Below are 25,414 nucleotides of genomic sequence, written 5' to 3'. Positions count from 1 at the left end.
GTATCGGAGGTCTGATTGACCCCTGTACCGCCGTGGATTGGATATTGAAGACATGTGTGAAAGGGACGGGACTCCATGGAACACAAATCGAGTGAAATGAGCGAGCTGTCGAGACGATCGAATCGTCGTAGTGGCATACTTCGCAGATTAGACGGGCGGATAGCAGCAATCGGATTCGTGCTGCCATTGATTGTCTACCTATTAATTTTCTATGCAGCGCCACTTATCCAGAACATATCGATGAGCCTGCATCGTTATACTCGACGCACTTTCGTTACCGGCGATGCCCCGTTCGCGGGGCTGGATATTTATCGTGAGGTAATCACTTCATCTGAATTCTGGCCTGTGGTCCTGCAGACTTTGATCTTTGTAGTGGTTTCGCTGGTCTTCCAATACGTTATTGGTTTGGCTCTGGCGGTATTCTTCAACGACAACTTCAAATTGTCGGGACTTTTGCGTGGCATCATGCTCATCCCCTGGCTCTTGCCTCTGATCGTTTCAGGGACTACATGGCAATGGATGATGAATCCGGATAGCGGAATTCTCAACAAATTCCTCGGCTTATTCGGTATTGCTCCAATTTGGTGGCTGCAGGCAGATCATTCGCTGTGGGCGGTAACCATTGCCAATATCTGGCTTGGCATTCCCTTCAACTTGGTCATTCTCTATTCGGGATTGCAGAATATCAGTGCCGATCTTTATGAGGCTGCCGCCTTGGACGGTTGTAATGCTTGGAACCGATTCTGGAATATCACGTTTCCGCTGTTGCGGCCGGTCACATCCATTACTCTGCTGCTCGGCTTCGTATACACCTTGAAGGTTGTAGACGTGATCTGGGTGATGAGCATGGGCACAGGAAGCTCTAAAACTCTGGCGACGTGGGCGTACTCCATGGCCTTCGGCAAGGGAACTTCTGCCACGATCAAGTACTCGCAGGCGGCGGTGTTGGGCAGCATCCTGATACTGGTTGCCCTGGTGTTCGGTTTCATCTACCTATGGGTGCAGAAGTCTCAGGAGGAGAACTGATGATGCACAGACATTCTGGTCTCAAAACTGCGCTGGGAATATTCTTTACGGCTATTATGCTGTTCCCTGTCTACTGGATGGTCAATATCTCTTTCACCGCAAAGGGGTCTATCAGATCCGGTGACCTGTTTCCCAAGGATTTCACTCTGGATAATTACGCCCGAGTGCTTGATATCCAGTTGCCCAATCTGGCCACCTCGATCATCCTGGCCCTGTGCTGTGTGATTTTGACCTTGCTCATAGCCTTGCCCTCGGCATATGCCCTATCGCTATTGCGTGTACGAGGCTCAAGGGTGATCAGTTTTCTGTTGATTGTTGCGCAGATGATTCCCGCCGTTGTTGTCACGCTGGGATTCTATGAGATCTACAACAAGATTGGCCTGCTTGATACGATTCCCGGGCTGGTGCTTGCGGATTCAACAATTGCCGTTCCGTTCGCGGTTATGCTCCTGACTTCATTCATGGAGAGCATTCCTATATCCCTCTTGGAGGCAGCAGAAGTTGATGGCGCGACAAAAATGAGACGGTTCATTAGCATCGTCATCCCACTGTCACGCAATTCCATTGTTACTGTCAGCCTGTTCGCCTTTTTGTGGGCATGGTCTGACTTCCTCTTTGCCAGTACTCTGGATGGTGGAGGCAGCAGGCGACCGATCACCTTGGGACTATATGCCTATATCGGGGCTCAGACACAGGAGTGGGGACCGATGATGGCCACGGCTGTTCTCTCATCGATTCCGGCGACTATATTGCTGGTCTTTGCCCAGAAATACGTAGCGGCAGGGGTTACGGCAGGAGCCGTTAAAGACTGAATTTGCGCAACCATGACGGATGGCACAAAGGAGACAAGGTGTACGAGGATTTTCAAATTGGACAGGATTACCTGGTTTGGACCGGGGCCGGAGAGACGATGCGTATTGAAGCCTGGGGACGGAACAGCGTTCGGGTAAGAGCCACTCGAAACGATGCTTTTAATCCTCATGATTGGGCTCTGCTGCCCAAAGACAAGGTGGTGGAGGCGAATCAAAGCACGATAGATTATCAAAACAAAATTGAGAAGACATCTGACGAGTCCTGCAGCATAAGTCTCGATCAGAATAAGGGAGAAGCGACACTGACCAATGGCTCGATCATTGTGAAGGCACGGTCATCTCATCATTATGTTGGAAGCGTTGGCTATGAGGTGTTCAGGTGCGAACTGAGTTTCTGGGACGACAAGGGGCGATGCCTGTTGCGTGAGGCCCCAGCAGGCGGGTCTCTGATGCTCAAAGCCAGACAGTATGAACCAATAGCTGGCGGGAGTTATGGTCTGAAAGTTTCGTTCATTTCGTCGCAGGATGAGCACCTGTACGGTATGGGGGAATATCAGCAGAATATTTTGGACATCAAAGGGTGTACTTTCGAGCTCGCTCATCGCAATTCTCAGGCTAGCGTGCCCTTTGTCGTTTCTTCTGCCGGGTATGGCTTCCTTTGGCACAATCCAGCCATCGGAAGGGCCGTCTTTGGAAAGAACAGAACAGAATGGGAGGCGCGCTCTAGTGATCAGATTGATTACTGGATCACCGCTGGTGACGACTACGCGCAGATCGAGTCACAGTATGCGGATGCCACCGGTCATGCCCCTGTTATGCCTGAATGGGGTCTGGGATTCTGGCAGAGCAAGCTGCGATATTGGAATCAGGATCAGGTAATAAAGGTCGCCCATGGTTTTAAGGAAAGAGATATACCTTTGGATCTCCTTGTGGTTGACTTCTTTCATTGGCCCCACATGGGTGATTACAGGTTCGAGGATGAGTTCTGGCCTGATCCTGCAGCCATGGTCAGGGAGCTGGATCAACTAGGCATCAAACTCATGGTGTCCATATGGCCGCAGGTCTCGATTGCTTCCGAGAATTTCGTTGAAATGAAGAAGCGGAATTACCTCACCAGCACTGAGGCAGGCTTGGATTTGGACATGATGTTCGAAGAGCCTAGCGTCAATTATGATGCGACCAACCCTGGTGCTCGGGAATTCGTTTGGAACCTCTGCAAGAAGAATTACTGGGATAAAGGAGTTCGTGCTTTCTGGCTGGATGAGGCAGAACCAGAGTATGGAGTATACGACTTCCGCAATTACCGGTACAGTCTCGGTAGTGATCTGAATGTAGGCAACATATATCCTCAGCTGTATAACAAGGGCTTCTACGATGGACAAGTAGCTGAGGGGGCCAAGGGACAGATCGTCAACCTGACCAGATGTGCTTGGGCGGGTTCGCAACGGTACGGATCACTGGTCTGGTCAGGTGATGTCGGTTCTACTTTTGAAGATATGCGCTCGCAGATCACCTGTGCCATACATATGGGAATGGCTGGCATTCCTTGGTTTACCACGGATATGGGTGGTTTCCATGACGGTATTGTCGATACGGAGGACTTCCGTGAGCTCCTTTCCAGATGGTGCGCCTTCTCATGTTTCCTGCCTGTGATGCGCAACCACGGTGATCGTAGTCTTCATTCCGCAGGTGGCAAGGAGAGCGTGAAAACTGCTAATGGATGCCGCCGTTCGCCATCAGGTGCCGACAATGAACCTTGGAGCTATGGGCCGCAGGTTGAGCAGGTCTTCCGCAAGTTCATTAAGGCCAGGGAGGTGATGAGACCCTATACTCGAAGTCTTTTCCGAGAGGCGCATGAATGCGGTCTTCCTTTGGTTCGGGGGCTGTTCTTCGAATTCCCTGGAGACAGGATGGCGGCGGATATATCGGACGAATACATGTTTGGTCCCGATCTGCTGGTGGCTCCCGTCGTCGAAGCAGGTGCCAGAGCGAGGAAAGTCTGGTTGCCTGGTGATGAGGGTCTTCGTTGGTGTAACTTGAACACGGGTGAGGAATTAAGAGGTGGACAAGAGGTGCAGGTTCAGACTCCGATTGATGTTATCCCAGTATTCGCGCGTGACGGGAAAGACCACGGACTCCAAGGTCTTGTCTAGATGAAGACTTTCCGTTCTTGTCTGAAGAGCAGAAAGAACCAGCAAAAGTTGTGCTCCTCAACGTCGGTTTTGCCAAAACCAGTGGTAATGGGTATTTATATCTCTGATTGGTGAGATCAAATCTGCGGATAAAATCTGCTGGTGGGCCAGGAATGGTTTCCATTCTGGCCCACCAGCCGAATGCTGCGCTTGGCGCCTTCTCCAGATGCTGGCGATGCAAAATCCTTATCTTCATCCCGATTATCGGAAGAGAAGATAGCATCCTGTCTTCAATTCGGACTCAACTCCCACAACCTGAGCTAGTAGACGTTCATGCGCCTTGAATGCGATTGTTACTTTTTGTTCTTGGCTCCGGAGCGGGGAATGCCCAGAAGTTTGCGTGCCTCGGCAGCCAGCTTTTTTGGCGTCTTGCGCACGCCGCTCTCCTCGGCATCCTTGATGATGGTCTTTACGTCTAGGTCGGGATTGCGGTCCTGGGTGGCTACCAGGTCGCGCGCCTCCTGCCGGTTGAGCACAGTGGGCAGGGTACCAGGCATGGGGCGTCGTGCAGTCTCCGCCAAGAAGAGCACGGTAACAAGACCGCAGGTTGAGGTGAACATGATCCAGTAGGCGGGTGCCAGGGATTTGCCGGTCGCGGTCACCAGCCCCTCCATGATGACAGGCGCGGTCCCGCCAAAGACGGCTACGGCCAGGTTGTATGACAGTCCCATGCCGCCGTAACGGGAAGCGGTCGGGAATAGGGCTGGCAGGGTGGATGCCAGGTTGGCCACGAAGAAGATGACCGGGATGGCCAGCAGAACCAAGCCTCCGAAAACGGCGCCCGTGGTCTCATGCTCCAGCAGGCGGAAGGCCGGCAAGGACAGGCAGAGTCCGGTAAAGGCTCCCATGAACAGCACCTTCTTGCGGCCAAAGCGGTCGGAAAGAGCTCCCGTGATGGGGATGCAGCAGGCCACCATAAGCAGAACCGGCAGGGAGAGCAGGTTGGCCTGGGCCGTGTTGTAATGCAGGGTGCCCGATAGGTAGGTGGGCATATAGGCGGTCAGCGTGTAGCTCAGGGTGTTGGCCGCAGCCACCAGGATGAAGGCCATGAGCAGTTCCCGCCAGTAGCCACGGATCAGGTCCAGTAGGCTCTTGTGCTGGCTCTTGGTCTTCTCGTCGCTGGCATCCTGGGCCTGACGGAAGGCAGGTGTGTCCTGGACCTTGGCCCGGAAGTAGACCGCGATGGCAGCCAGCGGCAGGGCGATGATGAAGGGGATACGCCAGCCCCAGGCCAGCATGGCTTCCGGGGAGATGGAGAACTCAAGCAGTGAGACCAAGGCTGCTCCGAAGGCGTAGCCCAGGTAGGATCCCACGTCCAGCAGGGATGCGAAGAAGCCGCGATGTCGGTCCGGGGAGTATTCAGTGACCATGGTCGAGGCGCCTGCGTATTCGCCGCCGGTGGAGAAGCCTTGGATCAGCTTGAGCAGAATGAGCAGGATAGGCGCCAGGGGACCGACGGCCGCATAACTGGGCAGAAGGCCGATCAGCAGGGTGGCTGCGGACATGCTCAGCAGGGTGAAAGCCAGGATGCGCTGACGGCCGACCTTGTCGCCCAGCTGGCCCAGGACTACGCCACCCAGAGGCCGGGCGATGAAGGTGACAGCGAAGACACCCAAGGAGAAGAGCCGCTGAACGGCATCGGAAGCGTCGGACAGGAAGACGCGGCCAATGGTCACCGCCAGGTAGCCGTAGACCCCCACGTCATACCATTCCATGAAGTTCCCGACCACGGTGCCGGCAATGGCCCGCTTGAGGGTGGACCTGTCCACCACGTTGATGTCGGTCAGATGCAGGCGCTCGCTCCAGCCCCGATGCGGTTTGGGATTCTGCTTGCGGGCTTTGCGTTTTGCGGCGGCCTGCTGCTTCTTGATTTGCTTGGCTGTCTGTCGATCACGCTGTTTCTGCTCGTGCTGGCCGCTAGCTGCAGCCGAAATTTTATCGTCCTCTGCCATTATTCCTTCTCCGGCCACTAGGCCGTTGTTCGTCTTTTCCGCCTTTGTGATTTCCCTGTCTGCCTCTTCCTTTGGTGGTTTTCACAAAAATGCCATAAATATACAGCTTACCACGCCTCATGATGAGGGCTGTGGCGGGCCCTTATCTGGCCCTCCATAGCCCTCTTGGTCGGATTTGATTAGGACTTGAGGAATCCGGGATCTCGGTAGTCGGGATCAGGATACTGGTAGAAGCCCTGACCGGTCTCTTCGCCCAGCTTGCCTTGCTCGATCATGGCATTGAGTTTGTCCAGGAGGGGCTTGGCTTGAGGATTGTCACCCTGACGCTGGCTGAGGATGTTGTAGGCGGTCCGAAGGCCGACCATGTCGTAGAAACCGAAGGGTCCCTTGGGCGCGCCAGTGGCGATCATCCAGGTTTTGTCGATAGTCTGTGGATCGGCCACATCGTGCGCCCATAGCATGCCGGCAGCGCCCATGAGTGGCATCAGCAACGTGTTGAGCACATAGCCGGGCTGTTCCTTGTGCAGCTGGATGGGGACCATACCAATCTCCCGGGCAAAGGAAACGATTTGGTTGTAGATGTCTGGATCGGTTTGATCGGTTCCCATGATTTCAGCGGTATTCATCAGCCAGATCTGGTTGGCGAAGTGCAAGTTCAGGAATTTGTCTGGCCTGCCTGTGTCGGATGCGAAAGTGCTGGGCACGTAGGTGGAGGAGTTACTGGCGAAGATGGTGTTTTCGGGCGCCAGCTTGGCCAGGCTCTGATAGAAGTCGTGCTTGATGGAGGGCTTCTCAGGAATTGCCTCGATGACCAGATCCGCGTTCTTGACTGCCTTGCTCAGGTCGGTGGTGAAGCTCATTCGACCTAATCCGGCATCGAACTGTTCGTCTGTTGCTTTTATGTCGCCCTTATAGGCGGCGCGAAGCGCCTTGACTCGCTCTCTGGCCGCTGCTACGGCATCGTCTCCGATGTCGTAGACCGTGACATTTTTGCCCTTGAATGCACATTGATAGGCGATCTGACTGCCCAAAACACCACCACCGGCGACGGTGACCTGTTCGATATTTGTCATGAATGACCTCTTTCATTGTGTCGGCATCCTTCCTTGGATGCCTGATTCAATGGTAGTAAAGAGGCGCAGTCGGCGATTTGCAAAGGTTGACGAGCAGCTTGACGGTTAGATTCGCTTGAAAATCGGCAGTGAAAACAGACCCTCCCATTGCGGGGAGGCGAGTTGCGTTGTGGTCCCTTGCAACGGGTGGGTCCTGTTTGGTGAAAACGGTTCTCTCAGGCCTTCAGGAAGTCAGGATCAGCAAAGGCGGGGTTGGGATAGGTGTAGAACCCTTCTCCCGAATCCTTGCCGGTCTTGCCCTCGTCCATCATCTTCTGGATCTTCTCCAGGAAGGGCTTGAAGTCAGGGTTGTCTCCCCGCTGCTCCTTGGTGATATTGAAGGCGGTCCGCAGCCCCACAACGTCAAAGATGGCAAAGGGTCCCATGGGTGCGCCTGTTGCGATCATCCAGGTCTTGTCCACTGTCTCCGGATCCGCGATGCCCTGACCCCAAAGGTAGGAGGCGGCTTCAAGCAGGGGGATGAGGAGGGTGTTCAGGACGTATCCAGGCTGTTCCTTCTTCAGGACGATGGGAACCATGCCGATCTCCTTGGCATAGTCCACGATTTCATTGAAGACCTTGGGGTCGGTCTGATCGGTGCCCATGATCTCAGCCGTGTTGTACAGCCAAACCTGGTTGGCGAAGTGCATGTTCAGGAACTTGTCCGGCCTGCCTGTGTCGGCTGCGAAGGTGCTGGGCACGTAGGTGGAGGAGTTGCTGGTGAAGATGGCATCTTTGGGAGCCATCTTGGCCAGGTTCTGATAAAGGTCATGCTTGATTGAGGGCTTCTCCGGGACTGCTTCGATGACCAAGTCAGCGTTCTTGACGGCTTCGGCCATGTCGGCGGTAAAGGACATGTTGTTTAGTCCGGCGTCGAATTGCTCATCAGTAGCATTGATGTCGTGCTTGTAGGAATCGCGCAGGTTCTTGACGCGCTCCTCGGCGGCCGCCACAGCCTGGTCGTTGATATCGTAGATTGTTACCTTCTTACCCTTGAAGGCTGATTGATAGGCGATTTGGCTGCCAAGCACCCCACCGCCGGCAACCGTGACATTATGAATGTTCGTCATAGAAACCTCTTTTCATTGCAATGCATCCGTCTTTGGATACTTATTCCATATTACTGGCAGTACCTGGGATTATTCTGGGTGTTCCTATGTTGCTGAAAGGCTGGAATAAGTGGATAAATCAGGGTTTATTCGGCCGTTCAATCAAGTGGGTGAAACACTGAGAATTTTGTCGCTTTGCTCACATGAGTGTTCTGTGGCACTCGTCGTTGGGGGTGGGGTTGAGAGCTGCCATATAACCCGATTGGCCATCTGCATTCCTTGCTATACACGAGAGGGAAGAGTCGCCGGCCTTAGGAGGACAGTCAGAGAATCTGACAGAACTCGATGGTCTCCTGGTTGGGGCCGATAACGTTGAAGTAGCGGATTCCCCGCTGCCAGAAAGTGGGAATGGCCTGGATGGACTTCTCTCTGATGGTCAACCCCATCTCCAGGGCATGCTCGTAAGCGGCATCGATGTCTGGCGTATCCAGCGCCCAGTGGTTGATGGCCCCGGTGCGCATGGGCGCAGGCTCGCCCTCCCAGGTCTCGATGGTCAGATGTCCCAGGCGCAGAAAGGCGCATCGATTCTCTCCGTTGGGGTAGATGCCGACCAGCTCGAACCCGAGTTTGTTGGTGTAGAAGTCGATGGTCTCGTCCAGATCGCGGGCGACCATGCCCGAGTGCTGCAGGTCCTTGGCATAGTCCGACATTGGTCTCATGATGGCCTCTCCTTTGGTACCTTGATGCTGCGATGCTTCCTTGCATCTACTCTAGGCGACGACGCGTCTGGAGATGAGGGCGAGATAGAAAGTGGAACAGGCTTTGTCGTCTGAATCTTCAGAAGCCTCCATCGTCCTGCATGAAAGCAAATAGGCCCACAGTGTTAACCGTGAGCTGGGAGGCGACAGTCGGAATCTTGGGATGTCTCCACGGGCGATCCGATTCAGCTTGGGGTTGCTCGAAAGTGACGATGGTGGCATCGTAAAACTTGGCCGTAGCAATCAACCAGGGGTCGGCGACATGCTTGTCAGCCCAATCACGTATTGCTGTGGGTTGATAACCGTTTTCAGGGCGGGCGATCTGGTTGGGCACTGTCCCATACGCTTCTACAATGCCATCCTCTTTCTCGCAGGTGACCATAATGCTTTTTACTTCGTCCAACAAGGTATCGACTTCTGGGCAGTTGTGACCATATACCTCGTCACGAACTTTGTCGATGATTGCCACTTGGCCCTTGTTGACCAGATTATGTAGATGTGTCCAGAACGGTTTCGACAAAGCAGACTGGGGGTTGTAGTACCGGTTGTATGGTTCGATCAGGCAGTTTGCATCAATAAGAAAGGCGAATCCATGAACGATGGCTGCATCATGAGACGATCCTCTTCATGAGCTTGGTGAAAGTGTCGCCTGTGATACCTGTGAGACGATAGGCATCTAAATACGTGGTTCCTCCCTTGGCCACGCTGCTTGCCAGTCGTTCCAGGAATCGGGAATCGAATCTGCTCAGTTCGGTGTTATAAAAGGTTGGGGAACCTTGCTTATTTTCAGTTTCTTCTGACCAGGTTTGGGCGGCCTGGTTGCATTTCTGGAAGGTTTCCTGGCTGATCAGCTTATGTTTCATGGCGCGAAGGGCCAAAGCGGTATGGGAGACAGGGAAGCACTCCTTCAGTTCTTTCATCCGTTCGTCCAATGTGGTGTCGTCTGGAACACTCCGCCATGCTTCCAGGAAGTCTCCGTCTGGCAACAATATGGCTGCCGCTACTTCATTGCAGACCTGCTCAAGCTTGGTGACTCCGGTGGGCAGCGCGGTGTCATTGTATAATTCATCAGCTCCCAGCCAAACATGTGCCAGCTCATGCACCAGGGAGAAGAGGCGAGCGGTTTCGTGTTCGTCAGTCTTGTTGATAAATATCAATGGGGCGTATGGATTAATGAGTGTAAAAGCACGAAATTCTTTGGGGTCGAGTGGTCTGCTGGTGTTGTTACCGACCACTCCGTTCTGCATGATGAGAATCCCGGTGCCCTCAGCGCGCTCGCGCAGTAGCTTGAAAGCCTTAGCTGGTCTATGCAGGTCGGATTTGCGATACCAATGTTCATCAATCTTCAGAGCTCGACGAATATCCTCGGCGATAAGGTTGCTGTCGTCATTGATGGTCCGGGAACCCACCTGTTCCAGTCGGGTGCCCTCATTGTCGATGCGGTCTTGCCTCGCCCAGTCCTGAATGGCAGTCATCTGGTCAATGGTGTCCACAAGATCTCGGGAAGGACGTCCTTGTGGCTGCTGACTGCCGACAGTGCGTTTGGCATAGACGGGTGGCGTATCATCAATGGGCTCATCCATGAAGAAGTAGCCGAATGGCACGTGCAACTTGTCACTGATGTCATGTAGCTGAGACACAGTAGGCCGTTTGGTGCCCTGTTTCCATGCGTCAATATTCTGACGTTGTTCTTCACCTAGACGGTCTTCGGCGCCTATGGATATGACCTAATCGAGAATGGTGCGGGGAACATTGACGCGTACTGTTTGAGCCATCGTTCCCCTTTCCGTATTTCGAATCCTACCTGGCCATAGGTACGGCTATTGCGTGTTAGTTAGTCATTTTCGCAGAGCACTTTGGACATCATTATTCGCTCTTTGAGGTTATGAGCAAGCCTATCAGGGGCTCCGGTGCCAGTTGCTGACCAGGCCGGTTGGAATTGATGCTGGCAGAAATCGTGGTCATCGGCATCCGTTTATTGGCCTATTGCTCCATTTATCGTTTACGTTACAACCGCCTTCCAGAAGATGAACTCTTTACGGTTCGTCACTCGGTGATTCGCTACCCGATGACTTGGCAAACTTTCTGAGTGAACGTTGCACAGGGTGGAATATGAGCATGAAAGTTAAACGAAACTAGAAACCGGATGAATCATGCCTTGAATAAGAAGTCGGGTCAGGACGAGCGGTCCTGACCCGATGCGAATGACGGATATATCAGAGTATGCCCAGCAGCTCGTGGTTTCTGCCGTCCCTGGCGAATACCGGCAGGGTATCCAGTGAGGCTTCTGCGGTGATCGTCTTACCCCCGTCGTACATCGCCCCGTCGCGAAGATCCTGCCACTGCGTAGTCGCGTCCCCAGGCAAGTAGACCTGTCGAGATCTGGCTCCTTCCTCTGTCACTGGAGCTACCAACAAATCAGGTCCGAGCATATACTCGTCGGCGATGTCGGAAGCAGCGTCGTCATGGGGGAATTCGTAGAACAGCCCCCTGATGAGCGGCTGCCCATCCTCATGCGCTTGAGCAAACAGCTCACGCAGATAAGGGCGAAGATGCTCTCGGATCTTGATGAACTTGACATAGATGTCTTCGACGGACTTTCCATAGCTCCACGGTTCATTGTTCGCTCCGGACGGTAATCGCCGTTCTCCCTGCGCTGTAGTGATGGCGATCTTGGTGGTCCCGTCTGGGTGATGCTGGCTACGGTCACCGTGGTTGCGCATGACGGGCGAGAAGCAGGAGAATTGCGCCCATCGCAACAGCAGTTCACGGAACGTGGGATCGTCGATATCGCCATCGTGGAATCCTCCCAGATCGGTGGTGAACCAAGGAATGCCAGCCATGCCCATATGGATAGCGCAGGTAATTTGTGCTCTGAACGCCTCGAAGGTGGATGCGACATCGCCCGACCATACAAGAGCCCCATATTGTTGGGATCCGGCCCATGCGCATCTGGTGAGGTTAACGATCTGTCCCTGGCGCCCGTAGGCCAGCTGCCCCTCGTAGAATCCCTTGTTGTATTCCCGCGGATACAGATTAGCCGTCTGCTGAGCGGGTCCGGCCCAGTAGCGGTAATTGCTGAAATCGTAAGTGCCGTACTCTGGTTCGGCCTCATCCAGCCAGAAGGCATCGACACCGACATCGGCGTAGTGCTCTCGGCATTTCTCCCATACATATTGGCGGGCTCGAGGGTTGGTGGCATCGAAGAACTGGCTGGGTCCCTCGAACATCATGCCGATATCTTCGCCGTGGTCTGCTCGCACCAGCAGATTCTTGGCTTTCATCTCTGGATAGTTTTCAGAAGTCAGTGCTATCTGCGGCCAGACTGACACCATGAGTCGGATTCCCATCTTGTGCAATTCGTTGCTCATGCTGACGGGATCTGGCCAGAATTCGTCTTCGAATCTGAAATCACCCATGTGAGGCCAATGGAAGAAGTCGATGACAATGAGGTCCAGAGGGATCTTGCGCTTTTTGAATTCTCTGGCAACCTCCAGCAATTGATCCTGGTTCCAATAGCGAAGCTTGCTCTGCCAAAATCCAAGACCCCATTCAGGCATCTGGGGAGTATGGCCGGTAGCGTCTGCGTAATGGGACATAATCGAGCGATAATCGGTACCGACTGTAATCCAATAATCAATCTGTCGAGTGCTGTCCGCCGACCATTGAGTCTTATTCTTCCCAAAACTGACGGAACCCACGGCTGGATTGTTCCATAGGAATCCGTATCCGCAACTGGAGACGACGAATGGTATGGAGATTTGCGAGTTCCTATGGGCCAGCTCGAGCGTGCAGCCTTTCAGGTCCATGATGTTCTGTTGATATTCGCCCATGCCGTACAGATGTTCGTTTACCGGAGGTACGAAGGTTACCTTGACCTGGTGGTCGCCTCCCACGATGGGAGCGAAAGAACGCGCCCTTAAATTCAGGGAGCCACCATCCCTCATCTCGCTGAAGAGCAGCGTACCGTCAGTGCGCCAAAAGCTGAGCAGACACTTGTCGGTATAGCCGTTGCCTGTGTCGATGCCGCCCGAAGCCTGCGCCTTGACCATGAGAGACCCGTTGATTATGGTGGCCTGTCCCGGCTGGTCATCGATGCTTATCTGCACCGCGTCGGAAGGCTCGTGGTGATCGTGTAAAAGCGCCCAGTCCGGATCTTCGGGTTCGTGCATCAGCGAGGATCGGACGCGTATGGAATCTGATCCCCAGGGCTCGATGCGAAGGTATTCGCCGTTGCCTGTCCACTTCAGTGCTTGGCCGTCGGTGGTAAATGTTGAATGTTGCATTGGTTCGGTACCTTTCAACTGGTTGATTCACCTTTGAGATCAGTCCTTTTCGCACCTGCTGCAACTCCCGTAATGGCATATTCCTGTGCGACCGTCTGCGGTATTGCGATTGGTGCCGAAGCCGGAACGGCTGAAGCCATCAATGGCCCCCATTCCTGATTCTGTGCCCTATGAAATTATAAAGGCCCATCGTGAGGGACGCATGCGGGCCTGTCGGAATCCAGCGTTGAGGCAAATATGAAGTCAGACCATGTCGGCAAATGGCATAGCTGCTGTGGAATTCGCAGTGATCAGAGCATGTATAGGTCCTAAAAGGCCGTGGACGCTCACAGCCCTCCGACCATATTCGCGCCTGGAACGCTCAGTCGATCAGGCCTTCCAGCTGGCGGCGGTTGATCAGGGAGGGGATGACACCTTCGTGGGCGACGCTGAAGCCGGCGGCCAGATTGGCAATATGAGCGGCTTTGTCCAGGGAGCATCCGCTGCACAGATAGGAGGCCAGGGCGCTGATGAAAGCATCGCTGGCGCCGGTGTCGTCGATCGTTCGGGTCTCGTGGGCTGGGAAATCCTTGTGTCCGCTGGCAGTGACCAGGGTGCAGCCGCGCTCGCCCAGGGTGATGATGACCTTGCCCGCCCCGCCGTCGATGAACTGCTTCGCCTTGTCCACCACGGATCCTGGCCCTGGTATCAGGGTGTTCAGCTCGTTGAGATTCGGGATCAGGATGTCGATCGAAGCCAGCAGGTCTTCAGGCAGGTGGCCACAGGATGACGGTTTGACGATGGTGGTGGCATGGTGGCGCTTGGCTGTTCTACAGGCCTCAATGACGGTGTCCATGGGGATCTCTGTCTGGATCAGGCAGTAGCCGGTGTTCCGGAAGATCTGGTCGCGCTCGGTGATGTCGTCCGGGGTCAGAAATTCGTTGGCGCCGGCCACCAGGGAGATCATCGACTCGCCCTTGTTGTCGACGAAGATGTAGGCTTTGCCCGTGTCCGCCCCGCTGACCCTGTGCACACCAGTGGCATCCACATGGGCTTGCCTCATGGTTTTGTAGATGTAGTCTGCGGCCGGATCACTGCCGACATTGCCAATCAGGGAAACCTGATGCTCCAGCCTGGCCACGCCCACCGCCTGGTTGGTGGCCTTGCCCCCCGGTGTGGAGGCGAAGTTTCTGGTCGTGGTGGTCATACCCGCCTTGGGCAGGCTGGGGGCGGTCAGGTAGGTGTCCACGTTGATGCTGCCGACCACCACGATCTTCTTGCATTGCTGATCCGGGGGCCGGCCGACGGTCTTCTCGCCGTCCAGGGCGAAGACATGCTCGAAGGTCTCGCTCGGATGGGATTCATGCTCGATGGCATGGATGATCCGTCGGCACAGGTAGGCGCCAAAGTCGGCGTTGCGCATGACGTAGGACGATATTTCCGGGCTGCCAGGGTAACGCAGGTGCACGTTGGTGTCGTTCATCAGGGAGACCAGGGAGAGATCCTGGGGTAGACGGTAATGCATGGATTCGGCGAACTGAAGGAATTCCAGGGCATGGTGGTAGTGGGATGCCACGACACCAGTGACGTGTCGGTTCTCCAGGACTTGGGTCAGGTCTTCGCCGATGGTTTCCAGGACCATATCAGTGTGGTATTGGAGGTTGTGGTCGAACAGGCAACGACGATAACCGTGCAGGAAGCTCTGGGTCCGCCTGCCCGGCGAGAGCAGACAGGCGATGCTGGTGTGGTGGCGCTTGATCAGCTCTTCAGTAAGACTGTAAGCAGCGTCTTCGTAGGGCATGAGCGCTGCCCGGTCGTCTCCTAGGGGTCCAATGGTCAGTTCGGGAATCCCTCCTGCCTCGATCCTGCTTTTCAAGGCCAGGCTTGTGCGGTCGATTGGCTCCCAGACCACGCCATCCACCCGATGCTCCAGAGCGGTTAGGATGTTGCGTTCCTCCTGGTCATGGTCGCCGTAGCTGTTGAAAACCAGGGTGCCGTACCCCGACTTCTGCGCCTGCTGGATGATCCCGTCCAAGGTGGAGTCCATGGAGATGGATGAGCTCAGCAGGACCCCGATTCTCCAGGTAGTGGTGTTGGGCTTGGAGGATCCGTAGGGCGTGTAGTGGTACTTCCTGACCAGTTCAAGGACCCTGTCGCGCGTGGCGGCTGTGATGCTGGCGTCCTTGTGATTCACAATCTTGGAAACCGTTGATGTGGATACGCCGGCAAGCTGAGCAATGTCCTTGATGTTCATGGGGTTTCCTGTCCTCCTCATCTCTGACGCTCCGGCGAACGGCTCTGTCGACCTGTTGGATCTAGCGAATCAAGCTTACCTGAGAGATGGTCGTCGGAGGTTTCGCATTTGACACCCCATGCGGCTGTTGATAGTCTCTGTCAATGAAAGTTGTTTACTAAAGTGGTTTCTCAAAGCGGTGATGCGGATCTGGCTGTGAGCGACGGCCATCTGCAGAAATCGACATTCAAGGACCAAAGGCGGTACGGATTATGAGCGCGCGACCGGTGTGGAGAGGGATCACTGCGCAGTTCTCGACGAAATCCTTGGTGCTGATACCTATCGCGGTGGGCATCAACCTCATCGGTGGGACCCTGAGCTCCACCCTCAAACTGCCGCTCTTCCTGGATATGATCGGCACTACGGTCATCGCCTGCCTGTCCGGCCCCTGGGTGGCTGCCCTGTGCGGACTGCTGACCAACGTCTTCCTCGCCTTGGTGGCCAATCCGGTCTATCTGCCCTATGCGCTCTCCAGCGTTCTGTGCGGCCTGGTAATCGGTTACATGGTCAAGGCGGGGCTCTTCAAACGGATATGGGGAGTCGTCCTGGTCTGGCTGGCCTGCGCCCTGGTCAACACGGTCACCGCCTCTTTGATCACCGTGTTCGTCTACGGGGGCGCCACCGGAGTCAATGGCACCTCGGTCCTCACAGCTGCACTGGTGGTGGCTGTCAAGAACATCGTCATCTCGGTGCTCTCCTCCTCCATGCTGGAGAATTTGATCGACAAAGGCATCACCGTCCTGATCGCTTATGTGATCGTGCGTCGAATCCCCAAACGTTTCCTGAGCCAGTACGCCCTGGACGGCAGCGATGACCAGGTTGAGCTGGACGATTTGGATGAGGACGAAGACGAGGATGGGCACGAAGCGGCTGGATCGTCCAGCCAGGAGAGTTCAGCACGACTGGTGAAGGTTGGCGGCGCGGCAGAATCTGATCGTGGCTCATCGACAGGCGACCCAGCGGACCCGGATTGTGAACGTACCCAAAGGTCTGAACGCTGATGCCTGGTCCTGCAAGGAACGGGATTCCTGATTCCCCGCTGGCCCGCATGCATCCCATGGCCAAGATTGCCGGCGTGTGCTCCTTGGGCCTGGCGACCTTGGCCTGGCCGGACTTCACTCTGGGCCTGGGGATCATCGTCATGCTCTTTATCGCAGCGGCACTGGCTCGGGTGCTCAGGCCCTTCTCTGGCGTCGTGCTGGGGTTCGGCATTCCCGTTACGCTCATGCTGCTGTTCATTCAGGGGTGCTACAGCCCGAGGAATACCAAGGTCGTTCTTGACCTGGGATTCGCCCAACTGGGCCTCGAAGGTAGCCTTTATGCGGCCAAAATCGTAGTGACGCTTTTGGTTTTCCTGGGGTCCTTCTACCTGACCAATAAAACTACCTACATGGGTCGCCTGGTTGCAGCTTTGACACAGATCGGTGTTCCATCGAAGATTGGCTACCTGATCCTGGCCAGCCTGAATGTGGTCCCGCAGATGCAGCGCAGGATTGCGATTATCGAGCAGTCTCAACATGCACGTGGTCTGGAGACCGGTGGCGGCTTGATTTCCCGGGCGCGGGCCTTCCTGCCCCTGCTCGGACCAGTTGTTCTTTCCTCCCTGACGGATTCACAGGAGCGCGGAATGACCCTGGAGACCCGCGGATTCGGCATCCGGGGGGTACGGCAGACCAGCTACTTAGAGGTGGTCTGGCGACGCAGTGACACTGTGATGACCATCCTGTTCACTGTTTTCCTGGTGTTGGCCCTGGTGCTCGGCTGCCTCTCTCGCGCGGGTCTGATCACCTTTGCAATCCAGTGGGGAGGTCGGGCATGACCGAGGTCATACGAGTGGAGGACTTCTCCTTCAGATACCGTGATGCCGATCGGACCACCCTGAAGCGCGTGAGCTTCAGCGTCGAACAGGGCAGCTTCTTCTGCATCGTCGGAGCCAACGGGTCGGGCAAATCGACCCTGTGCAACGCCCTGGTCGGTCTGATTCCGCACTATTTCGTAGGTAAATCCAAGGGAAGCGTCGGCATCGAAGGCAGTGACGTAGCCACTTCGACCATTGCCGATTTGTCCAGACACGTGGGCCTGGTCTTTCAGAATCCCTTCAATCAGCTTTCCTATACGGCCGGGACCGTGGCCGAGGAACTGGCCTTCGGGCTGGGCAACCATGGGGTTTCACGTGAAACCATGCATGCCAAGGTGGCCCGGGTGGCGGATCTTATGCATATCGAGGATCTGCTCGACAAGAACCCCCTGGAACTTTCCGGTGGACAGGTGCAGCGGGTGGCCCTGGGCTCGACCCTGATCATGGAACCGGACATTCTGGTTCTGGACGAATGCACGGCCCAGCTGGACCCGCTCGGCAGCGAGGAGATCTTCGACATCGTCAAGCGGCTCAACCGTGAGGGGATCACCGTAGTCATGGTCGATCACGATATGGAGCGGGTCGCCCGATGCGCTGACCAGGTCATGGTCCTGGGCGCTGGTCGGGTTCGTGCCCTGGGCACACCCGAGGCGGTCTTCACTGATTCTGAGGCCGAGAAGTGGGGGATTGACGTACCGGATTACGTCAAGCTCGGCAGGGGTCTGAAGGACGCGGGATTTGATCTGTCGGATCTGCCTGTACGCGAGGACCAGGCAGTAGACATGATTCGGGAGACGCTGCGATGAGGATTGACCTGGAGCATCTGGAGTACGTCTACCCGCACGGTCATCGTGCCCTGGACGGAGTGGATCTGACCCTTGAAGGTGACCGGCCCGTGGCGCTGATCGGTCAGAATGGCGCCGGCAAGACCACCCTGGCCAAGCATCTGAACGGCATCCTGAGACCGACCAGTGGCCGGATCTTGATTGACGGCGTCGATCTGGCTACGGCGGACACAGCCCAGTGGGCCCGGAAGGTAGGGTACGTCTTTCAGAATCCCGACGATCAGCTCTTTCTGGACAGCGTCCGCAAGGAATTCGAGTTCGGTCCCCGTCAGCTTGGGTTCGATCAGGATCTGATAGGGCGACGTATGGAGCAGGTGGCTGAGTTGGTAGGCCTGGCGGACCGGCTGGACGATCATCCTTTTGACCTGAGCCCCACCCAGAAGAAATTCTGCGCCATCGGCTCCGTTCTCATGATGGATACGGGTGCCGTGGTCTTCGACGAGCCCACATGCGGACAGGACAAGGCCGGCAATGATCGGCTGGCTGCCATCATCGCCCGTCTGCGGGACCAAGGCAGGCTCTGCATCACGATTTCCCACGACATGAAGTTCGTTACCCGCAACTTCCCCAGGGTTGTGCTCATGCAGCATGGCCGGGTCCTGCTGGATGGCAGCCGCGAGGAGGTCTTCGCCCGGGAGGATGTGCTCAAGCAGGCCTATGTGACGCCTCCGCCCATCACCCGGGTGGCCCGACAGGTCGGGTTGGATGGCCCGGTCTTTACCGTTTCCGGCTTTGTCAATGCAGCCCAGCGGGCCAAAGCAGGGGGCAGGAATTTGAGTTTGGATACGACAAGAGCAAAAGGAGTGAAGCAATGACCAGACCTCTGATCATCGACACGGATCCTGGCATCGATGATGCTGCGGCCATTACGATGCTGGTCGACGAACCCGGCTTCGACATCAGGCTGATAGCCTCGGTGTCCGGCAATGTGGGCATCGGCCACACCACCAACAATGCCCTGAAGCTGCTGACCTTCCTGGGCAGGCGCATTCCCGTGGCCCGTGGCGCTGCGGCCCCGCTCATGCGTGACAACAGGTTCGCCACCGAAGCCCACGGCAAGTCGGGGATGGGATCATTCGTCTTCCCTGAGCCGGACGCCAGCCTGCTGACCGAGAGCAATGCGGTCCTGGAGGAGCGGCGGGTGCTGCTGGAGAGCGATGAGCCGGTCACCATCCTGACCCTGGGCCCTCTGACCAACATCGCCCTGCTGCTGGCCACCTTCCCAGAGGTCAAGGACCACATTGACCGGATTGTCATGATGGGAGGCTCCACCGGACGCGGCAATATCGGGGTCTACGGCGAGTTCAACATCTCTGTGGATCCGGAGGCTGCCAAGATGGTCTTCCGTAGCGGGCTGCCTGTGACCATGGTCGGCCTGGACATCGGACGCAAGGCCCATCTGGTCGCCGGTGACCTGGATGATCTGGACGCAGCCGGCGAAGTGGGCGGCATGGTCGCCTCCCTCTTCCGGTCCTACGATGGCGGACACATCGAGGAAGGGATCAAGATGTACGACCCTTCGGCCGCCATGGTCCTGATCCAGCCCGATCTGTTCACCATGAGCCAGGCCTTCGTGGATGTCGAAATCTCCAGTCCGCTCACCCTGGGCGCCACGGTGGTCGATTACGACGGCATCCTGGGGGGCAAGGCCAACGCCAGCGTCTGCGTGGACGTGGATGTGGACGGATTCCGCTCCGCCTTTGTCGACAGGGTCGGCCGGGTCCGCCGCCAGTAGCTTCCGTATTGAGAAGAACCGAAAGGAAACTAAGGAAAAAATGAGTGAGTCAACTGTCTCCGAGGAGCAGAAGAACGGCATACCCGTTCCCGAGGAGGGGACTCCCGAGTTCGCGAAAATGAACAAGATGGCCCGCGTGGCCATCCCGGTGGTCCTGATCATCTTCACCCTGGGCGTGCTCCAGCAGCAGGCCTTCGGCATGATCTACGTGAACATCGGCAAGCAGCTCAACCAGGCCAATCTGGCTCCGCTGATCACCTCACTGCCCGGCATCATCCTGGGAATCGTCTGCGTCATCTACGGCTCCTTGGGCGATTTCGTCTCCCTGAAGAAGATGATGATCCTGGGCACGATCGTCTTCGTGCTGGGGTCGATTCTGGGCTGCTTCGGCACATTCAGCATCTGGATCGTCATCGCCGCCCGCGTGGTGCAGTCGGCCGGCTGGCAGGTTTCCGGCTCCATCTTCCTGGTTCTGGTCTCCAAGTATGTGGAGAAAAAGAAGCGTGTGCTTTGGTACGGCGTCTTCGTCGCGGTCTTCCGCTTCGCCGCCGCCCTGGGAGTCTTCCTGGCCGGCTACATGACCCTGCTTGACTGGCGCTGGCTTTTCGGCGTGGGCATCCTGGCTGTCTTCTTCATTCCTGTTCTGGCCAAGAACCTGCCCGACCAGCATGCCGCTGGCGTCAAGATCGACGGAATCGGCTTCACGCTGATCGGGCTGTTCGCCGCTTCGGTGACCATGTTCTTCACCGACATCAACTTGGGCTGGGGCATTGCCTGCATCGTGACCCTGGCGGCCTTCCTGGTCTATGTCAACAAGGCCAGCAATCCCTTCATCACTCCGAAGATGCTGACCAACCCGGCCTTCGCCATGACCATGACCGTCATCTTCGTCGGCTACTTCTTCAGCTACACCCTGAACGCGGGCGTCAACGCCATTGGTCTGAACGTGTACGGCATCGACTCCTCCAAGGTCTCCAACCTGCTGGTCTGGTCCATCATCCTGGCCGGCATCATGGGATTCGCGGCCGGGCCCATCATTCAGAAGATCGGGCGCAAGGCTTCGGTCATCCTGGCTCTGGCCTGCATGGGCGGCGGCCTGATCGCCATCGCCTTCCTGATCCCCGCTGGCAAGATCTGGGCCCTGGCTGTGGCGCCCTGCATCTACTACTTCGGCACATCCTTCTTCTACCAGCCCATCGTTGACACCGCGACCCTGACCGTGGCTCCTGAGGAGTCCGGCCGTGTGCTCGGCTTCAACGACCTCCTGCAAGCCATCACCGGCTCCATCGGTGTCGCCCTCTTCGGCCAGCTCATGGCCAACGGATCCATGGGTTCGGGCAGTCTGGCCGGCACTGCGCAGGGCCTGGCTTCGACCTACGCCAATGTTTTCATGATCGGCGGCGTGATCATCCTGCTGGGCTTGGTGCTCTTCATCTGCTCCATGAAGATGATCTACAGCCACTCCCGCGTGGCTGAGGACGAGGATTGATCTTCCGAGCTGCTAATTGAGGAAACCGGGTCTGGGGATTTGCTCCTGGGCCCGGTTCCTGTCCATAAGGATGTGGACAGAATTCTGCTGGGCATGATGGTCATATCTTCCGCACCTGAGTTGGTGGATGAATAGTATTCGGTCTACAAATGTCCGGATTATGGATGCTGATTGGGCGTTTGCATTCTGGTGCTCTAGCATCGTGGCCATGGAGAAAACGACATCACTGAAGCCTTGGTTGCCCAAGGGTGTCTTTTTCTATGTCGATGCCCGATGGCGTTGATGTTTTAGCCGGTTCATCTTCTGATTCCTATATCTGCCTCGATGCTTGAGGCTGCTCTTTAATTATCTGCGGACATGCTGCCACAGGAAATCCATACCCCTGGCCTGGTGAATCGGCATCTAGTAAGGTTCCACCGCCGTTTCCCAACCGCAGTATCTGACTTAGGAAGTGCCCTAATGACTATCAACGTAACCATGGAATCCCGCCGGTTCTCCAGCGACCTCGATGCCCTGGCCATCTACAGGCGGCTGCGCACCAGATACCGGGAGGATCAGCTCTTCCTCCTGGAATCTCTGAGTGGTCCTGATAAGGACCGGAATCGCTCGGCGATCGGGTTCGAGCCGATGCTGACACTGAGCGTGACAGACCATGTCATGACCATCGAACCTTTGGGCAGTGCTCAGCTGACAGGAATTCTGGAGCCCTTCGGCCAAATTGAGCAGGGGGTGGTCCACTATCCGGTCCCCGACATCCAGGAGGTCTTTGCAGTGCTGAGGCGGCTGGAATCCTCCTTTGCCGTCAGCGGCGACCATGAAGGCCCCTTCGGGATGGGCTGGTTCGGCTACTTCGGGTATGACACCATCTTCATGATTGAGGATCTGGAGGAGCGCATACCAAGGGACGCGGCCTTGCCTGTCATCTCGTTGACGCTTTATCGGGGAATCATCACCTTGGATCTGAAGGCCGGCGGGCACTGCGCCACTCTGGTTCATGTCGAAGAGGCCTCTGCCGAGGGTGGCATTCAAGAAGGCGGGGAAAATCTGCGAGAACGCGGATCTTCTGCACGATCTGGTCCACAGGTCCAGCATGTGGCAATCGGGAGCTGCGGGCATGGGCATGGATTCGAGTCGTTGGAAGAGGTGCTGGGACTGCTCCAATCCGACGCATCACCGGGGCAATCTCCTGAATCGGATGCTGTCCAAGGTGGCATCGGGCCGGACTATCCATACGAGGCCCATGACACGATCAATCGGGACTGTTTCTATCGGTGGTTTGCCAAGGGCAAGGAGCACATAGCCCAGGGCGATGTCTATCAGCTCCAGCTCGGGCATGAGATTCAAGTGGATTCCCGCATTCCGCCCTTCCAGGTCTATCAGCGGCTGCGTCTGCAGGATCCGTCCCCCTATATGTACTATTTCGTGACTCCCCAAGGGGTGCATGTCATCGGAGCCAGCCCTGAGCTCTTCATTGGGCTGACCCCAGATGGTGGCATAACCCTGCGGCCCATCGCCGGAACGGTCGGCAATCCCGGAGAGGGAGAGGCCCGACAGGCGGCCATCAGGCAGTTGGCCGGCGACCCCAAGGAGCGGGCCGAACATCTGATGCTGGTGGACCTGGGCCGCAACGACGTAGCCAGGTGCTGCACACCCGAATCCTTGGAGGTGGACCGGTTGATGACCACTGAGGTCTACTCCCACGTCATTCACATGGTCTCGGATGTGGTCGGCCGGATTCGGTCTGGTCTGGACAAGTACGATGTCTTCTCGGCCGCCTTCCCTGCCGGCACCATGACGGGAACCCCCAAGGTGCGCGCCGTGGAGATCATTGAGGAGACCGAGGTCAGTTCGCGCGGGGTGTATGCCGGAGCGGTGGGCTTCCTCGGATTTGACGGTCAGGTCCTGACGGCGCTGTGCATACGGACGGCCTCCTACCATTCCGGCAGCTATCACCTGCGTGCCTCGGCGGGGATTGTCGAGGACTCCCAGCCGGAGAGCGAGTGGCAGGAGACCATGAAGAAGATGAGTTCGGCCTACCTGGCCATCACCGGAAAGGAGCTGGCCCATGAAAGTCTTGCTGGTTGATGCCTTCGACAGTTTCGTCTATGTGGTCAAGAACTACGTGGACCTGTTGGGTGTCGATACGACCATCATCCGGGTGAACCGTCTTGCACAGGTGGATCCGCTCGCCTTTGATGCGGTCGTTCTGGGTCCTGGACCGGGGCGCCCGGAGGACTGCGGCTACCTGGAGCTCTTGGACCAAGTGGCAGGGCGGAAGCCGGTATTCGGCATCTGCCTGGGCATGCAGGCCATCGCGGTGCACGCCGGAGCTCGGGTGGTCAGGGCCTCCAGTCGTCAGCATGGCAAGGTGAGCGGGATAAGAAACGACGGGAAGGGCTGCTTCAAGGGCCTACCCGATACCTTCGATGTGACCAGATACCATTCCCTGGTTGCCGACGAGGTCTCGGTCAGTCAGGTCGCCGACCTGGAGATCAGCGCGCGCTCGCTTCTGGATGGTTATGTGATGGGTCTGAGGCGGGACCGGTCGCTCATGGAGGGCGTCCAGTTCCACCCCGAGAGCATCGGTAGCCAGTATGGTCACCAGGTAATCGCCAATTTCTTCCGGGAGTACTGTGGCTCGTCTGACGGGGACTGACTCATCAGGCCGGGCCGTGTTCCTTTCCGCATAATCCGCCGTATAGCAAGCAGGGCTGTAGTCTCTCCTTATCGGTTCTGCGGTCCTGCAAGATGCTGTGGCGAGGTTCAACTCGGCAACCCATGACCTGATACTGACATAGTCAGAGGGATTCGTGTGATTACTCTCTGACTCGTAGGTCAAGAAAGACGGGGGTGGGTTGTCCGCACATGGCAGGTCGCCCGCTCACTGGGTCGGGCGGTCAGGACATCTCGCTACGGCCCTGACGCCAATATCCCATGAAAGAGACACTGCGCCGGTCCATTCCCCGATCTCTGACCAGCATGCGCCTCAGTTCGCGGACGGTGGCCGCCTCTCCGGCGATCCAGGCGTACAGGTCGTCGGCATGGATGGAGGCGTCCGCCTGGGTGGCATCGGCAGTCTCCCAGAGCAGCTCTTTGTCGATATCGATCTCTGTGAATTCCTTGGAAGATTCAGCGGCTGTGGCCGTAGCCGGCATAGGCGAATGGATTGGCAGGTCCTCCAGGAGGTTGCGCATGGCTTCGATAAGGGCATGTCCATGTCCGGATTCGTCGCAGGTCGTCCAAATTACACGGATTCCCGCGTGCTCGGGCAGCGGAAGACGATCCTCTTCGGTCGGGACTTCGATCACTGCCACCCCGTCGCCCTGCCAGTGGTCTCGGATCAGGCTGTCCATTATGGCAGCGATGGCTGGCACCGCCGTCTCATCGCCCACCAGGAGAAGGTGTCTGGATTGACCTGGGTGAAAGTCCATCCCTGCGACCGGTCCTCCGGCCTGTGCGTTGGGACCGATGATGATGGCTTGGTCGCCAGGTCTGGCAGCCTCTGCGAAGGCTCCTGCCGGTCCGGCATGATCGTGGATGACGAAGTCCACATCTATTCGCTCGCTCTCGGGCCTGACCTTGCGAACCGTATAGGTGCGCAGAGGGTTGCGGCTCTCTGCGGGCAGGGTCCTCCATTGTTGGTACCAGGCAAGCGGATCTTCAGGTGTCGCCTCGAAGAAGGAAGGGGGCGGCACGGATCCGTCGGGGAGGGGCAAGAGGATTTTGATTCGTTCATCGTAGCCTGCGTCTGCAAAAATCTTCAGATCCGGTCCCTGGAAGACGATTCGCTTGAAGTGGGGCGAGAGCGTTTCCGCTCTGGCTACGGAGACACGGAAGGGGATCAAGGGTACAGGATGATTGGTGGCTTGTTGTTCCATGGCGGTTCTCTTTCGGTTGGGATTTATGGGTTGGCCTTTGTTTCAGGTTCTCGTTGTTCAGGTTGTAGCGGTTTGAGACTTTGTGGTCTAAGGCTTTGTGGTTTGGGACGTCGGGGTAAGCGATGTGGGGAGCGGAACGAGAGGTTTTAC

Annotated in this window: 20 protein-coding genes and 1 pseudogene; 12 read left to right on the top strand and 9 right to left on the bottom strand. The window is 56.6% G+C overall.

Annotated features, from left to right (window positions below; translation table 11 throughout):
* The first annotated feature begins 75 nt into the window (after positions 1–75).
* The 3 genes from ACNAOV_RS08790 to ACNAOV_RS08780 are packed head-to-tail and all read left to right on the top strand — an operon-like array spanning position 76 to position 3,991.
* Positions 76–1,026, top strand: a complete 951-nt coding sequence (locus ACNAOV_RS08790; RefSeq protein ID WP_416517396.1) for a carbohydrate ABC transporter permease — start codon at positions 76–78, stop codon at positions 1,024–1,026.
* Positions 996–1,838, top strand: a complete 843-nt coding sequence (locus ACNAOV_RS08785) for a carbohydrate ABC transporter permease (protein ID WP_416517395.1) — start codon at positions 996–998, stop codon at positions 1,836–1,838. The genes ACNAOV_RS08790 and ACNAOV_RS08785 overlap by 31 nt, the downstream gene beginning before the upstream one ends.
* Positions 1,839–1,876: 38 nt before the next feature.
* The gene (locus ACNAOV_RS08780) at positions 1,877–3,991 is read left to right on the top strand and encodes a TIM-barrel domain-containing protein (RefSeq protein ID WP_416517394.1); all 2,115 of its coding nucleotides are present in this window, start codon (positions 1,877–1,879) and stop codon (positions 3,989–3,991) included.
* 332 nt (positions 3,992–4,323) lie between these two features.
* Here the strand turns inward: ACNAOV_RS08780 and ACNAOV_RS08775 are convergent, their stop codons facing one another.
* From ACNAOV_RS08775 to ACNAOV_RS08750, 6 genes are all read right to left on the bottom strand, one after another.
* Positions 4,324–5,982, bottom strand: a complete 1,659-nt coding sequence (locus ACNAOV_RS08775; RefSeq protein WP_416517393.1) for an MFS transporter — start codon at positions 5,980–5,982, stop codon at positions 4,324–4,326.
* Positions 5,983–6,161: 179 nt separating this feature from the next.
* The gene (locus ACNAOV_RS08770) at positions 6,162–7,055 is read right to left on the bottom strand and encodes a 3-hydroxyacyl-CoA dehydrogenase (protein ID WP_416517392.1); all 894 of its coding nucleotides are present in this window, start codon (positions 7,053–7,055) and stop codon (positions 6,162–6,164) included.
* Positions 7,056–7,270: 215 nt separating this feature from the next.
* The gene (locus ACNAOV_RS08765) at positions 7,271–8,164 is read right to left on the bottom strand and encodes a 3-hydroxyacyl-CoA dehydrogenase (RefSeq protein ID WP_416517391.1); all 894 of its coding nucleotides are present in this window, start codon (positions 8,162–8,164) and stop codon (positions 7,271–7,273) included.
* 302 nt (positions 8,165–8,466) lie between these two features.
* Positions 8,467–8,862: a VOC family protein gene (locus ACNAOV_RS08760; RefSeq protein WP_416517390.1), complete on the bottom strand. Its 396-nt coding sequence runs from the start codon at positions 8,860–8,862 to the stop codon at positions 8,467–8,469.
* A 118-nt stretch (positions 8,863–8,980) separates the two neighbouring features.
* Positions 8,981–9,478 carry a DUF4411 family protein gene (locus ACNAOV_RS08755; RefSeq protein ID WP_416518196.1) on the bottom strand — a complete coding sequence of 166 codons (498 nt, stop codon included), beginning with the start codon at positions 9,476–9,478 and terminating at the stop codon, positions 8,981–8,983.
* Between the two features lie 31 nt (positions 9,479–9,509).
* A complete protein-coding gene (locus tag ACNAOV_RS08750) occupies positions 9,510–10,541 on the bottom strand; it encodes an ImmA/IrrE family metallo-endopeptidase (protein WP_416517389.1) in 1,032 nt (343 codons plus the stop codon).
* 302 nt (positions 10,542–10,843) lie between these two features.
* Between ACNAOV_RS08750 and ACNAOV_RS08745 the strand changes: the two genes are divergently transcribed.
* Positions 10,844–10,990 carry a hypothetical protein gene (locus tag ACNAOV_RS08745; protein WP_416517388.1) on the top strand — a complete coding sequence of 49 codons (147 nt, stop codon included), beginning with the start codon at positions 10,844–10,846 and terminating at the stop codon, positions 10,988–10,990.
* A gap of 127 nt (positions 10,991–11,117) precedes the next feature.
* Here the strand turns inward: ACNAOV_RS08745 and ACNAOV_RS08740 are convergent, their stop codons facing one another.
* Complete coding sequence (locus tag ACNAOV_RS08740; protein ID WP_416517387.1) at positions 11,118–13,205, bottom strand: TIM-barrel domain-containing protein; 2,088 nt, start codon at positions 13,203–13,205, stop codon at positions 11,118–11,120.
* Positions 13,206–13,548: 343 nt separating this feature from the next.
* Positions 13,549–15,420, bottom strand: a complete 1,872-nt coding sequence (locus ACNAOV_RS08735) for a PfkB family carbohydrate kinase (protein WP_416517386.1) — start codon at positions 15,418–15,420, stop codon at positions 13,549–13,551.
* A 251-nt stretch (positions 15,421–15,671) separates the two neighbouring features.
* Between ACNAOV_RS08735 and ACNAOV_RS08730 the strand changes: the two are divergent.
* The 8 genes and pseudogenes from ACNAOV_RS08730 to ACNAOV_RS08695 all read left to right on the top strand — a co-directional run.
* A pseudogene (locus ACNAOV_RS08730) lies at positions 15,672–16,313 on the top strand (ECF transporter S component); the annotation flags it as partial.
* 146 nt (positions 16,314–16,459) lie between these two features.
* The gene (locus ACNAOV_RS08725) at positions 16,460–17,278 is read left to right on the top strand and encodes an energy-coupling factor transporter transmembrane component T (protein WP_416517385.1); all 819 of its coding nucleotides are present in this window, start codon (positions 16,460–16,462) and stop codon (positions 17,276–17,278) included.
* Complete coding sequence (locus ACNAOV_RS08720) at positions 17,275–18,123, top strand: energy-coupling factor ABC transporter ATP-binding protein (RefSeq protein ID WP_416517384.1); 849 nt, start codon at positions 17,275–17,277, stop codon at positions 18,121–18,123. Before ACNAOV_RS08725 ends, ACNAOV_RS08720 begins: the two co-directional genes overlap by 4 nt.
* Complete coding sequence (locus tag ACNAOV_RS08715) at positions 18,120–18,977, top strand: energy-coupling factor ABC transporter ATP-binding protein (RefSeq protein WP_416517383.1); 858 nt, start codon at positions 18,120–18,122, stop codon at positions 18,975–18,977. Before ACNAOV_RS08720 ends, ACNAOV_RS08715 begins: the two co-directional genes overlap by 4 nt.
* Positions 18,974–19,897: a nucleoside hydrolase gene (locus tag ACNAOV_RS08710; protein ID WP_416517382.1), complete on the top strand. Its 924-nt coding sequence runs from the start codon at positions 18,974–18,976 to the stop codon at positions 19,895–19,897. The genes ACNAOV_RS08715 and ACNAOV_RS08710 overlap by 4 nt, the downstream gene beginning before the upstream one ends.
* A gap of 40 nt (positions 19,898–19,937) precedes the next feature.
* The gene (locus tag ACNAOV_RS08705; protein WP_416517381.1) at positions 19,938–21,386 is read left to right on the top strand and encodes an MFS transporter; all 1,449 of its coding nucleotides are present in this window, start codon (positions 19,938–19,940) and stop codon (positions 21,384–21,386) included.
* Positions 21,387–21,845: 459 nt separating this feature from the next.
* Positions 21,846–23,471 (top strand): anthranilate synthase component I family protein, encoded by a 1,626-nt coding sequence (locus tag ACNAOV_RS08700; RefSeq protein WP_416517380.1) that lies wholly within the window; start codon positions 21,846–21,848, stop codon positions 23,469–23,471.
* Positions 23,452–24,042, top strand: coding sequence for an anthranilate synthase component II (locus ACNAOV_RS08695; RefSeq protein ID WP_416517379.1), 591 nt, complete (start codon positions 23,452–23,454; stop codon positions 24,040–24,042). Before ACNAOV_RS08700 ends, ACNAOV_RS08695 begins: the two co-directional genes overlap by 20 nt.
* Before the next feature lie 241 nt (positions 24,043–24,283).
* On the opposite strand, the gene ACNAOV_RS08690 is transcribed toward ACNAOV_RS08695, so the two are convergent.
* Positions 24,284–25,264 (bottom strand): siderophore-interacting protein, encoded by a 981-nt coding sequence (locus ACNAOV_RS08690; protein WP_416517378.1) that lies wholly within the window; start codon positions 25,262–25,264, stop codon positions 24,284–24,286.
* Positions 25,265–25,414 lie beyond the last annotated feature (150 nt).

Source organism: Bifidobacterium asteroides (assembly GCF_048001765.1).
Classification (GTDB): domain Bacteria; phylum Actinomycetota; class Actinomycetes; order Actinomycetales; family Bifidobacteriaceae; genus Bombiscardovia; species Bombiscardovia asteroides_K.
This window is presented reverse-complemented; position numbering and strand designations above follow the sequence as displayed.

Coding starts and splice junctions, on each gene's coding strand:
- ACNAOV_RS08790 (WP_416517396.1), top strand. CDS start 76: ATGGAACACAAATCGAGTGAAATGAGCGAGCTGTCGAGACGATCGAAT.
- ACNAOV_RS08785 (WP_416517395.1), top strand. CDS start 996: ATGGGTGCAGAAGTCTCAGGAGGAGAACTGATGATGCACAGACATTCT.
- ACNAOV_RS08775 (WP_416517393.1), bottom strand. CDS start 5,982: ATGGCAGAGGACGATAAAATTTCGGCTGCAGCTAGCGGCCAGCACGAG.
- ACNAOV_RS08770 (WP_416517392.1), bottom strand. CDS start 7,055: ATGACAAATATCGAACAGGTCACCGTCGCCGGTGGTGGTGTTTTGGGC.
- ACNAOV_RS08765 (WP_416517391.1), bottom strand. CDS start 8,164: ATGACGAACATTCATAATGTCACGGTTGCCGGCGGTGGGGTGCTTGGC.
- ACNAOV_RS08760 (WP_416517390.1), bottom strand. CDS start 8,862: ATGAGACCAATGTCGGACTATGCCAAGGACCTGCAGCACTCGGGCATG.
- ACNAOV_RS08745 (WP_416517388.1), top strand. CDS start 10,844: ATGCTGGCAGAAATCGTGGTCATCGGCATCCGTTTATTGGCCTATTGC.
- ACNAOV_RS08735 (WP_416517386.1), bottom strand. CDS start 15,420: ATGAACATCAAGGACATTGCTCAGCTTGCCGGCGTATCCACATCAACG.
- ACNAOV_RS08725 (WP_416517385.1), top strand. CDS start 16,460: ATGCCTGGTCCTGCAAGGAACGGGATTCCTGATTCCCCGCTGGCCCGC.
- ACNAOV_RS08720 (WP_416517384.1), top strand. CDS start 17,275: ATGACCGAGGTCATACGAGTGGAGGACTTCTCCTTCAGATACCGTGAT.
- ACNAOV_RS08715 (WP_416517383.1), top strand. CDS start 18,120: ATGAGGATTGACCTGGAGCATCTGGAGTACGTCTACCCGCACGGTCAT.
- ACNAOV_RS08710 (WP_416517382.1), top strand. CDS start 18,974: ATGACCAGACCTCTGATCATCGACACGGATCCTGGCATCGATGATGCT.
- ACNAOV_RS08705 (WP_416517381.1), top strand. CDS start 19,938: ATGAGTGAGTCAACTGTCTCCGAGGAGCAGAAGAACGGCATACCCGTT.
- ACNAOV_RS08700 (WP_416517380.1), top strand. CDS start 21,846: ATGACTATCAACGTAACCATGGAATCCCGCCGGTTCTCCAGCGACCTC.
- ACNAOV_RS08695 (WP_416517379.1), top strand. CDS start 23,452: ATGAAAGTCTTGCTGGTTGATGCCTTCGACAGTTTCGTCTATGTGGTC.
- ACNAOV_RS08690 (WP_416517378.1), bottom strand. CDS start 25,264: ATGGAACAACAAGCCACCAATCATCCTGTACCCTTGATCCCCTTCCGT.